Origin of the sequence: Spirosoma spitsbergense DSM 19989 (genome assembly GCF_000374085.1) — a bacterium.
Lineage (GTDB): Bacteria > Bacteroidota > Bacteroidia > Cytophagales > Spirosomataceae > Spirosoma > Spirosoma spitsbergense.
In genome coordinates this window covers 1-10220 of the sequence record NZ_KB893447.1, presented here as the reverse complement: position 1 = coordinate 10220, position 10220 = coordinate 1, and the positions used below count along the sequence as shown (strand labels likewise).

General features: G+C 50.6%; 7 protein-coding genes. 1 reads left to right on the top strand and 6 read right to left on the bottom strand.

The window, feature by feature from the left end; translation table 11 throughout:
- Positions 1 to 337 precede the first annotated feature (337 nt).
- Positions 338 to 487, bottom strand: coding sequence for a hypothetical protein (locus B157_RS38115; RefSeq protein ID WP_020602866.1), 150 nt, complete (start codon positions 485 to 487; stop codon positions 338 to 340).
- A gap of 277 nt (positions 488 to 764) precedes the next feature.
- Here B157_RS38115 and B157_RS0108165 point away from each other — a divergent pair, with 277 nt between their 5' ends.
- Complete coding sequence (locus B157_RS0108165) at positions 765 to 3722, top strand: protein O-mannosyl-transferase family (protein WP_020602865.1); 2958 nt, start codon at positions 765 to 767, stop codon at positions 3720 to 3722.
- 313 nt (positions 3723 to 4035) lie between these two features.
- Here B157_RS0108165 and B157_RS0108160 read toward each other — a convergent pair whose 3' ends face one another.
- The 5 genes from B157_RS0108160 to B157_RS0108140 all read right to left on the bottom strand — a co-directional run bounded on the left by B157_RS0108160 (position 4036) and on the right by B157_RS0108140 (position 10066).
- A complete protein-coding gene (locus tag B157_RS0108160; RefSeq protein WP_020602864.1) occupies positions 4036 to 4539 on the bottom strand; it encodes a hypothetical protein in 504 nt (167 codons plus the stop codon).
- Positions 4540 to 4544: 5 nt separating this feature from the next.
- Positions 4545 to 4997, bottom strand: a complete 453-nt coding sequence (locus B157_RS0108155; RefSeq protein ID WP_020602863.1) for a hypothetical protein — start codon at positions 4995 to 4997, stop codon at positions 4545 to 4547.
- Positions 4998 to 5152: 155 nt separating this feature from the next.
- Positions 5153 to 7342 carry a glutamine synthetase III family protein gene (locus B157_RS0108150; protein WP_020602862.1) on the bottom strand — a complete coding sequence of 730 codons (2190 nt, stop codon included), beginning with the start codon at positions 7340 to 7342 and terminating at the stop codon, positions 5153 to 5155.
- Between the two features lie 139 nt (positions 7343 to 7481).
- Positions 7482 to 9263: an ABC transporter ATP-binding protein gene (locus B157_RS0108145; protein ID WP_026308578.1), complete on the bottom strand. Its 1782-nt coding sequence runs from the start codon at positions 9261 to 9263 to the stop codon at positions 7482 to 7484.
- Between the two features lie 407 nt (positions 9264 to 9670).
- Complete coding sequence (locus B157_RS0108140) at positions 9671 to 10066, bottom strand: Hpt domain-containing protein (RefSeq protein WP_020602860.1); 396 nt, start codon at positions 10064 to 10066, stop codon at positions 9671 to 9673.
- Positions 10067 to 10220: the final 154 nt, after the last annotated feature.

Genomic DNA, 10220 nt, shown 5'->3' with positions numbered 1-10220 from the left:
CAGGGGACTGTTTTGGTACAAGACAAAGCGTCTGTAGCCCTCTCTGGGCTTGCCATCAAGGTAAAATCGTTGAAGATAGTCATCATGGGCCTCTTCAAAGAANGGCAAGAGTGCATCAAACTGCTCGATGGTATAGCCTGTCATAGCCAAAAAACGAGTGGGGTTGGTTCGCCATTGGGTCGATTTCATCAGGCAAAGGTCGCGTGTGTAGATAAACAATCAAATTGACTTAATCTCTATTGTCTTAACCTAAAAATATTGTTTCTTATATAAGCGAAGCAGTCAGTCTGTGAATATCTACTTTATAGATTCAGCCTACATCAGATAAAGTCGGACCTTATTTTTTGTCCTTCTTAGCAAACGTATCCAGCGTCCAGTCGTAGTCATCGTAGTAAGCACTACGATCCCAGTCCCGACCTTCATCGTCAACAATGGGCGGTTTCTTACCAAATCCTAACCAGCGAATCAATCGTCGCAGTATTTCCATGAACACTAAGACGAAGCCGTTTGGAATAGTAACACCGCCGTGACCCCATTTCAACAAGTGGGGTCATAAGCCACCCATACAAACCAGTTCAAACAAGACCAAACAAGACGACCCCCGCTAGTTAATAGCATTTAAGAGGGTCTTTTACCGGTTCAGAATTGCCTGTATAGGTTTTGACTTAACAAACTTTAACAGCTCCATCTACCGCTGTCGGGCTGGTTTTTGCGTAATTTTGGGCACTTACTTACACAAAAGCCTTTCGTTAATCTTCACTAGTATGCAATCATTTAAACGCCTGAACACCCTTATGGGCTGGGCCGTTTTCGTTGTCGCGCTGGTTACCTACGCGATGACCGTTGAACGAACCGCCAGTTTCTGGGACTGTGGCGAGTTTATTGCCTGTTCGTTCAAACTTCAGGTACCGCACCCGCCGGGGGCACCCTTTTTCCTGCTCCTGGGCCGTTTATTCTCGATGATGTCCTTCGGCGACCTGACCAGCGTGGCGTACTGGGTCAACATGGCATCGGTACTGGCCAGTGCTTTTACCATTGCTTTTTTGTTCTGGACCATCACCATGCTGGCGCAGAAACTGCTGGATAAGTCGGAGTCTGATTATACCACCGCCGACACCCTGCTGGTACTGGGCACGAGTGCCGTTGGCGCACTGGCTTATACCTTCTCCGACACGTTCTGGTTCTCGGCGGTGGAAGCCGAAGTATACGGTATGTCGTCATTCTTTACGGCTATTGTGGTTTGGGCCGCTTTCAAATGGGAGCGAATTGACGATGAAGCAGCCGCCAACCGCTGGCTTATTTTCATTGCTTACCTCACGGGTTTGTCTATCGGTGTTCACTTACTGAACCTAGTTACGCTGCCCGCTCTGGCTCTTATTTATTACTTCAAAAAGCAACCGAAGCCAACCTTCTGGGGCGGGGTTATTGCCGCTGGCATCGGGCTGGTGGTGCTGGCCATCATCAACGCCGGTATCATTCCCGGATTACCGGGCATGGCTTTTGCCGTTGAACGATTCTTCGTCAACACGCTGGGCCTGCCATTTACCTCCGGTGCTAACTTCTTTATCGTTGTCTTCCTGGGTGCGCTGGTATACGGTATCATCTGGTCGGCGCGGCAGAAAAAAGTTATCCTCAATACCTCACTGCTGGCCCTGGCGTTCGTCCTGATTGGTTATGCGTCGTACATGCAGGTGCTGGTCCGGGCGGATTTCAATCCGCCCATTAACGAAAACGACCCGAGCGATGAGCTGAACTTCCTGTCGTACCTGCGCCGGGAGCAATACGGAAGCCGCTCGCTGCTGTACGGGCCGGTGTTTACGGCTCGTCCTGTGGATCAGAAACAGGGTGCAGCCATCTGGAAAAAAGAAGGAAACCGCTATGTTGCCTTCGACCATCAGCCGGAGTACATCTATGCTCCCGGCGATGAGATGCTGTTTCCCCGGGTGTACAGCAGCCAGCAAAATCACCCCGCCCTATACCGGCAGATGCTGGGTCTGGCCGAAGGCCAGAAACCAACCATGGGCGATAACCTGAAGTACATGTTCAGCTACCAGTTGGGCCACATGTGGTGGCGTTACCTGATGTGGAATTTTGCCGGACGCGAAAGTGACGAAGAAGGCGCGGGGTATCTGCTACCCTGGTCGTCAGACCAGAATGTGCCTGATTTGCTGCGAACAAACAAAGCCCGCGACAATTTCTACATGCTGCCCTTTGCCCTGGGTCTGCTGGGTATTACGTTCCAGTATTTCCGCCGTCGGCGCGATTTCCTGATTGTGGGGTTGCTGTTTCTATTCACGGGAATAGCCCTGCAAATCTTCCTAAACTCGCCCCCCTCCGAACCCCGCGAGCGGGATTATATCTACGTAGGTTCGTTCTATTTCTTTGCTATCTGGCTTGGCCTGGGCGTGATGTCCATTGCCGAAGGGTTACGGGCGTACCTGAAATCGGATACGATGCGCAACGGGCTGGTGGTTGGTTTGAGCCTGCTGGTACCCGTTATGATGGGTATGAAAAGCTGGGACAACCACGACCGCAGTCATCGGTACCAGTCGGTCGATTTCGCCAAGAATCTGCTCAACTCCTGCGCGCCCAATGCCATCCTGTTTACGGGCGGTGACAACGATACGTTCCCCCTCTGGTACGTGCAGGAAGTGGAAGGGTTCCGGACCGATGTACGCGTGTGTAACCTGAGTTTGCTGGGTACGGAATGGTACATCCAGCAGATGAAACGCAAAACGTACCTGTCGGAAGCCCTGCCCATTTCGCTGGAATTCGACAATTTCAATAAGGGTAAGAACGACATTGTACCGTTTTACGAAGTGCCGGGCGTGAAAAACGGCATCGACCTCAAACAGTACATTAGCCTGATCAAATCGAATAGTCCGGCGGTACAGGTTCCCCTCACCAATGGGGATATGACGAGTATTCTGCCTTCGTCCGTGCTGTTTCTGCCACTCGACAAAGCCGCTATCGACAAGGCTGGCTTTGTTCCCCCATCCTTACGCCCGCTGGTGAAGGATACGCTGCAATGGACCATCGGGAAGAAGGATCTCTATAAGCCCGACCTGATCATGCTCGACATGATTGCTACCAACAACTGGCAGCGGCCCATCTATTTTTCGAGCACACTGGCGAACGACAATTACCTAAGCCTGAAAAACTACATGCAGCTCGAAGGCTACGCGTATCGGCTAATGCCGGTAGCCGTTCCGGGCGCTTCGGATGGGTATGTCAACTCGAACATCATGTACACCAACATGACCAAGAAGACGTTCTGGCGGGAGTTCGATAACCCGAATACGTACTACGACGAAACCTATAAAGGGCCGCCGGTTATTTCAGCCCGTATCGCTTTCTTCCGACTGGCCGACCAGCTCATGCGGGAAGGGAAGATGGATAAAGCCAAAGAGGTACTCTACTATTCACTGAAAGTAATTCCCGACAAAAGTATTCCCTACGACCAGATTTCGTCCAACTACGTACGCTTCCTGTTTGAAGTAGGTGATACCAAGAAAGCGCTCGAAATTGCCGACATCATGGCTACTCGTGCCGATCAGGCCCTTACCTACGATAAATCAGGCAACGGCAACCGCTTCGGCAATCCCGACTCGGACCTGTACATCCTGCAAACGATCATCGAAGCCTGTAAGGAGGCAAAACAAACGGCAGCCGCCAACAAATACGAGGCTATCTTCCAGAAGCATATCAACGCCTTTAATTGATTGACTTCCTCAGAAACTCCCGAAACAAGCTACGAATCAGCCTGTTTCGGGAGTTTTCATTTCTTCCTACTGAAAATAAACCTCTTGGGAAGTTCAGGATTGAGCCAAAACTAAACAGCGTTTTTGTTTGTCATTTCGACGCAGGAGAAATCTCAAGCTTGATTGATACGTGACATGGAGATTTCTCCTGCGTCGAAATGACAAACATCGGTCTCGCATTACAACAACTCAATACTTATTAAAGCAAGGCTAATCCATAAAAAAGGGCCAGACTTCACGAGTCTGGCCCTTTTTATCAACGTTCCTGCCTGACTCAGCGTCGTGGAGGTACTGTTTGCTGCACCTGCGTTTCTGCTTTAAGGCGGGCAACTTCCTGCTGAAGGCTATCCGCTTTGAAGTAATAATAAAGCCCGAGAATCAGGAATACTTTCGAGAGGATGAAAATAGCAATAAAAGCCGTTTTCCACTGTTTATGTACCCGGATATGCGTATCATCAAACTCGACATTGACGTACTGGGGCTCTTTCGAGGCCGTTTCAGTCGATCTGCGGCTCTGATCGGTATGATCGGGCTGCACCCATTTCTCCACGTCCGTCTGGCTGATGCGTAACTCGATTTTTTCCCGGATTCCAGGAGGGGGCGGAACAGCATTACGCAGGAAGTATTCTTCCATTTCCAGTTCGAGCTCGCCCAGATGATCCAGCAAATCGTTGTCGGTAGTCAGCAACTGGGTTACCTCTTCTTTCTCCTGGTCAGCAAATAATCCCAGCAGATGGGCTTCGAGGATGCCGTTTTTCAGATATTCGTAGTTTTTCAAAGTCCCTATAATTGAGATGAACGGTGGTGCTTAAAATAAGAACTGATTTTGGTTAACACGCTTGCCCGGGACAGTTGCAATTTATCTGCAATTTCGTCGATGGTGTATCCCTTGTAAAATGACAGATCAAACACCAATTTATCCGTCGTATCGTTCACGGCTATTGCTGATGTGGTTAACGGCTTCGTAAGTGTTGTCGATCTGGCAGCCAGCGCTTTTTCCCGTGCCAGACGAATAATTCCACTGCTCACCCGGTTTGAGAATTCCGCATACGCTTTCACCTGTGGTGAGGAAAACAAGTCGATAAGTACCCGCTGCGCCTGTTCAGGCTCCGGAATTATCTGTAAAATAATGCCGTAGGCCAACCCACCGTACCGATCATACAGCGTCAGACAATCAGCACCAGGGGTGCTCTCCTCAATAGTTGACGACTTGTATAGCGGTTTCAATGCACCCATTCCACTTCATTTGATTTAATTCCGATGTACAACATCTCTTTCGGGGAACGGATCAAGATAATCGTACACTATTGCGGCAGTAGCCTGATTGCTCCTATGCAAGTTATCAAGATTTTATAACATCTACAAAATCAGGTTTACGGTTCAGGATTTGTCTACTTCACAAATAACAACTCCCGGTACTTGACCAGCGGCCAGTCTTCGTCGTCCACAATTTGTTCGAGTTTGTCAACCTCGTAGCGGATCAGATCGAAGTGATCTTTTACTTCACCACCGTACAGATGGGCACGCTCAACGGTGTCCTCTACGTTGTTCGCTTTCTTACGCGATTCAATCATGGACGCCACGCCCTTTTTTATTACGATGATACGGGCCGAAATTTCGCGCAGAATATCCTTGATCGGTTCGGCTTCGGCAGGCATGCCTAACTCGACCAGATGCCGGGCGGTTTCAGCCAGTTTATTCTGGTATTTGAGGGCGGTCGATACCACATGGTTCATGGCCAGATCACCCATCACCCGCGACTCGATCTGTACGTTTTTGATGTATTTCTCCAGTTCGATTTCATACCGTGATTCCACTTCGGCGTGGCTCATTACGCCTGTCCGCTCGAACAGGGCCAGGGATTCGGGCTGTACGAACACGGCCAGCGCTTCGGGCGCCGATTTGATATTCGACAGGCCCCGCCGGGCGGCTTCTTCAATCCACTCATCGGAATAGCCATTGCCCTCAAACAAAATTCGTTTGATGTTGCTGTAATACTCTTTCAGGATATCGACGATGGCCAGTTCTTTCTTTTCGCCCCGGCCCAGCCGCCCGTCCAGATCTGTTTTGAATTTGTTGAGCTGATCGGCTACGATAGCGTTCAGTACCGTCATGGTCGATGCGGAGTTAGCGGAGCTGCCCACCGCCCGAAACTCGAATTTATTCCCCGTAAAGGCAAAAGGCGAGGTTCGGTTACGGTCGGTGTTGTCGCGCATCAGGCTTGGAATCCGATTCAGGCCCAGTTTATAATACACGTTATCGCCCTTGTTGACGGTCACTTCCGACTTGGTTTCGAGGTCGTCGAGTGCCTGCGTCAGCGATTCACCCAGAAAAACCGACATGATAGCGGGGGGGGCTTCATTAGCCCCAAGCCGATACTCGTTTCCTGCCGAGGCAATGGTAGCCCGCAACAGGTCGGCATTGTCATGCACCGCCTTGACAACGTTGACCAGGAAGGTTAAAAACCGCAGACTTTCTTTGGGCTTTGTGCTGGGAGCCAGCAGATTAACGCCCGTATTGGTACCCATCGACCAGTTGTTGTGCTTACCGCTGCCGTTGATGCCCGCAAAGGGTTTCTCGTGAAAGAGTACCTTCAGGTTATGACGCTCGGCTATTCGCTCCATCAAATCCATCAGCAACGCATTATGATCAACGGCCAGATTGACTTCTTCAAACGTGGGCGCTACTTCAAACTGCCCCGGTGCCACCTCGTTATGACGCGTACGGACGGGCATGCCGAGTTTCATGGATTCAAACTCAAAATCGACCATGAAGGCATTGATTCGGGGAGGAATCGAGCCGAAATAGTGATCGTCCAGTTGCTGCCCGCGAGCCGGTGAGTGGCCAAACACGGTTCGCCCCGTTAGCACCAGATCAGGTCGGGCATAGAATAAAGCCCGGTCGACAACAAAGTATTCCTGCTCTGGTCCGAGGGTAGGGGTTACTTTGGTTATGTTCCGGTCGAAGTACTGGCAAACGGCGGTGGCCGCCTTATCCAGCGTATTAAGGGCTTTGAGCAAGGGCGTTTTATAGTCCAGGGCTTCACCGGTGTACGCAATAAAAACAGACGGAATACAAAGCGTTTTTCCCCCGGCTCCGTTGTCCATCAGAAATGCGGGCGACGATGGGTCCCAGCCCGTGTAGCCACGAGCCTCGAACGTATTCCGCAACCCCCCATTCGGGAAAGACGACGCATCGGGTTCCTGCTGCACCAGGGCACTCCCCTTGAATTTCTCAACGGCTTTTCCGTCAATGGTAATGTCGAAGAAGGCATCGTGTTTTTCGGCGGTTTCACCCGTCAGGGGCTGGAACCAGTGGGTGTAATGCGTAGCACCTTTGGACGTGGCCCACGACTTCATGGCCCCAGCGACTTCGTCGGCAATGTTACGATCAATCTGACCGTTCATATTCATGGCTTCCGTCACCTTCAGGAAGGCTTCTGTGGATAGCAGCGTCCGCATCACCTCGATGTTGAACGTATTACTGCCAAAAAAATCACCCACTCGCTCGGTGGGTGCCGCCACAGACAGAGCCTGGCGATTCTGAGCTATTTCAAGGGCTTTAAACCGAAAATTTGACATCGGTACTGGTATGATTTAGAATGAAATCCTGACCAAACATAGGAAAAAAGCCAGCATGAACAGCACGTAACCTGCCACGAATTGGTAAGTACCCAGTAGCCTTTTCAATGGTCAAGGTGCTGCACGCCTGACTAAAACGCTATGCCTCCTCCGTCTGCAACTGTTTTTCGTACAGTTCCCGATAGGCACCATTGCTGGCCAGCAGGTCGTTGTGGGTGCCCTGCTCAACGATTTCGCCCTCATCCAGCATGATGATGTAATCGGCTAGTTTTGCCGACGAAACCCGGTGCGAAATAACCACTGATGTGCGGTTGGCCATAATGCGCTGGAGGTTATTCAGGATGATGTTTTCCGTATTGGTATCCACCGCCGACAGGCAGTCGTCCAGAATCAGAATCTTCGGGTCGCGGGCAATGGCGCGGGCAATACTGAGCCGTTGCTTCTGCCCACCCGACAGCGTAACACCCCGCTCGCCCACGCGGGTATCGAACTGCTCGGGAAAATCCAGCACGTTCTGATACAGATCGGCATCGCGGATTGCCTGCTCAACCCGCTCCTGCGGCAGGTCGGGCTTGCCGAAACGAACGTTGTTGCTGATGGTTTCGGAGAACAGGAATACATCCTGCGGCACGTAGCCCATCTGCTCCCGCAACGAGGTTAGATTATAGTCTTTGATTGGAATACCGTCTACGCTGATTTCGCCGGACGTGACGTCGTACATGCGGGTCAGCAGGTTGGCCAGAGTACTCTTGCCGGAACCGGTTGTGCCCAGAATCGCCACCGTTTCGCCCGCCCGGACGCGCATCGAGAAATCTCTGATGGCCACGATACCCGAGTCGGGATAGACGAACCGTACATTGTTAAACTCCACATCGCCGTTGATGGTGTGACTGATATTCTTCTGCGAAACAATATCGGTTTTAACGCGCAGAAACTCGTTGATGCGTTCCTGCGAGGCAGCCGCCCGCTGGGTCTGACTGGTGGTCCAGCCGAGAGCCATCACGGGCCAGGTGAGCATGTTTACGTATAAAATAAACTCGGTAATGTTGCCGGGCGTCAGTCGGCCCGCGATGATTTCCTGCCCTCCCACATAAATGACCAGCACGTTGCTCAGCCCTACCAGAATAGCCACAATGGGAAAAAAGAGCGAATCGACACGCGTCAGGCTCAGGGATTTATCCCGGTATTCGTCGCTTTCCAACTCAAACTTAGCCGCCGAATTAGCTTCCTGCACGTAGGCTTTCAGGACCCGAATGCCCGAAAAGGCTTCCTGCACGTACGTCGACAACCGGGACAGGGAACGCTGTATCTCTTCCGACCGCCGGATGATGATATTATTGACGATATAAATCGACACCGACAGTACCGGCAGGGGCAACAACACGTACAGCGACAGGCGGGCGTTGATACTCACCATGTAGCTAATGACCAGAATAAAGAGAATGATCAGGTTCAGCCCGTACATAATGCTGGGGCCAATGTACATCCGTACTTTATTGACATCTTCGGAAATCCGGGCCATCAGATCACCCGTGTTATGCTGGCGGTAAAAGCTGAGGGGCAGCGTCTGGTAATGGTCGTAAATCTCGTTTTTGAGGTCGTATTCTACGTGCCGCGACATCACAATGAGCGTTTGCCGGACCAGGAACAGGAAGAACCCTTTCAGCAGGGCCAGTACGAGCGTGAGTACACCAAACAGAAGGATGCTAAAGGCGAAAACGTCATACAGATTCGATTGCAGGGGCGATTTATCGTAGAGGTAGTAAATGTCCAGGGTTTCGCTCACCAGATCGAGGGCATACCGAACCAACTGAGCGGGAAAGATGCCGAAGAGATTCGATATGGCCGTAAAAAGTGCGCCCAGAATCAGGTACCATTTGTACTTTATGAGGTATTTGTTGAGGTAGGAAAGTGCTTTCACAGAATGACCAACAGCGTTTTGTTCGTAACGGCTGGATTTGGCGAAAAGTTGCAGGAGAAGGGGGATGGGCTTCGGGTAGTCATTATCATGTAACAGCTGCTCCGGAATTAAGAACAACGCGGGGCACAACTACCACTACCAATGGGCAGTTCAACCTATCCGTTCCCAATGCAAGAGCTACGCTGATTGTTAGTTTCGTGAGCTATACCCCAGGGTCTCCGACAAACTGAGTTTCGGGATAACCGCCAAATAGCGATGAAACCGCATCACGGAACAGCCCTGATGGGGAACCCATTGCTATCGTTCAGGGAGCACACGAACAAGGGTATAACAAACCGACCGATAAGGGGTGTGTTCCCGATTGCAAACACGTTTAGTGGACTTGCTACATTTGAGGCTAAAACACGTTAAGAAACAACAGTAATCAAATGAAGAATCTGTTTAATTTCCAACTGAATCTTTTCCACCAGGTTTTTTAAAACATCATCCTTCACGTGGTCTAAATGCTCTAATGTCTGAGCTAGTTGAGCAAGGTTTTGCATGCCGGCACTAAGGGCAGTTCCTTTCAACTTATGACCAGTTGCTTTTAACGCTTTCAAATCTTCCGTTTCTGCCTGGGTTTGTAATGCAATCAGGGAAACAGTCAATTCCTCTTCGGCTGCTTCAACCAATACGCTAAAAAGTTCCTCGTCATCGCCTATCATACTTTTGATGACCTGCGGATCAAAACGGAGTAACTGTTCATGTGAGTCATCAGCGGCTTCGTCGTCCGAAGTCCTGGGTAATAGCCACTTTGTCAGCAAGGCGGCTATTGCGTTTTCAATTACAGCTGAAGTTACGCAGGGTCAATGTTTAACAAGAGATTCTTTTGTTGGAGAAACCGGAGTTCAGCTAAAGCTGCCTGAATGGCTTTGATATACAGTCGACCTTTCAAGGCGAACTGATTCGTTGATTCAG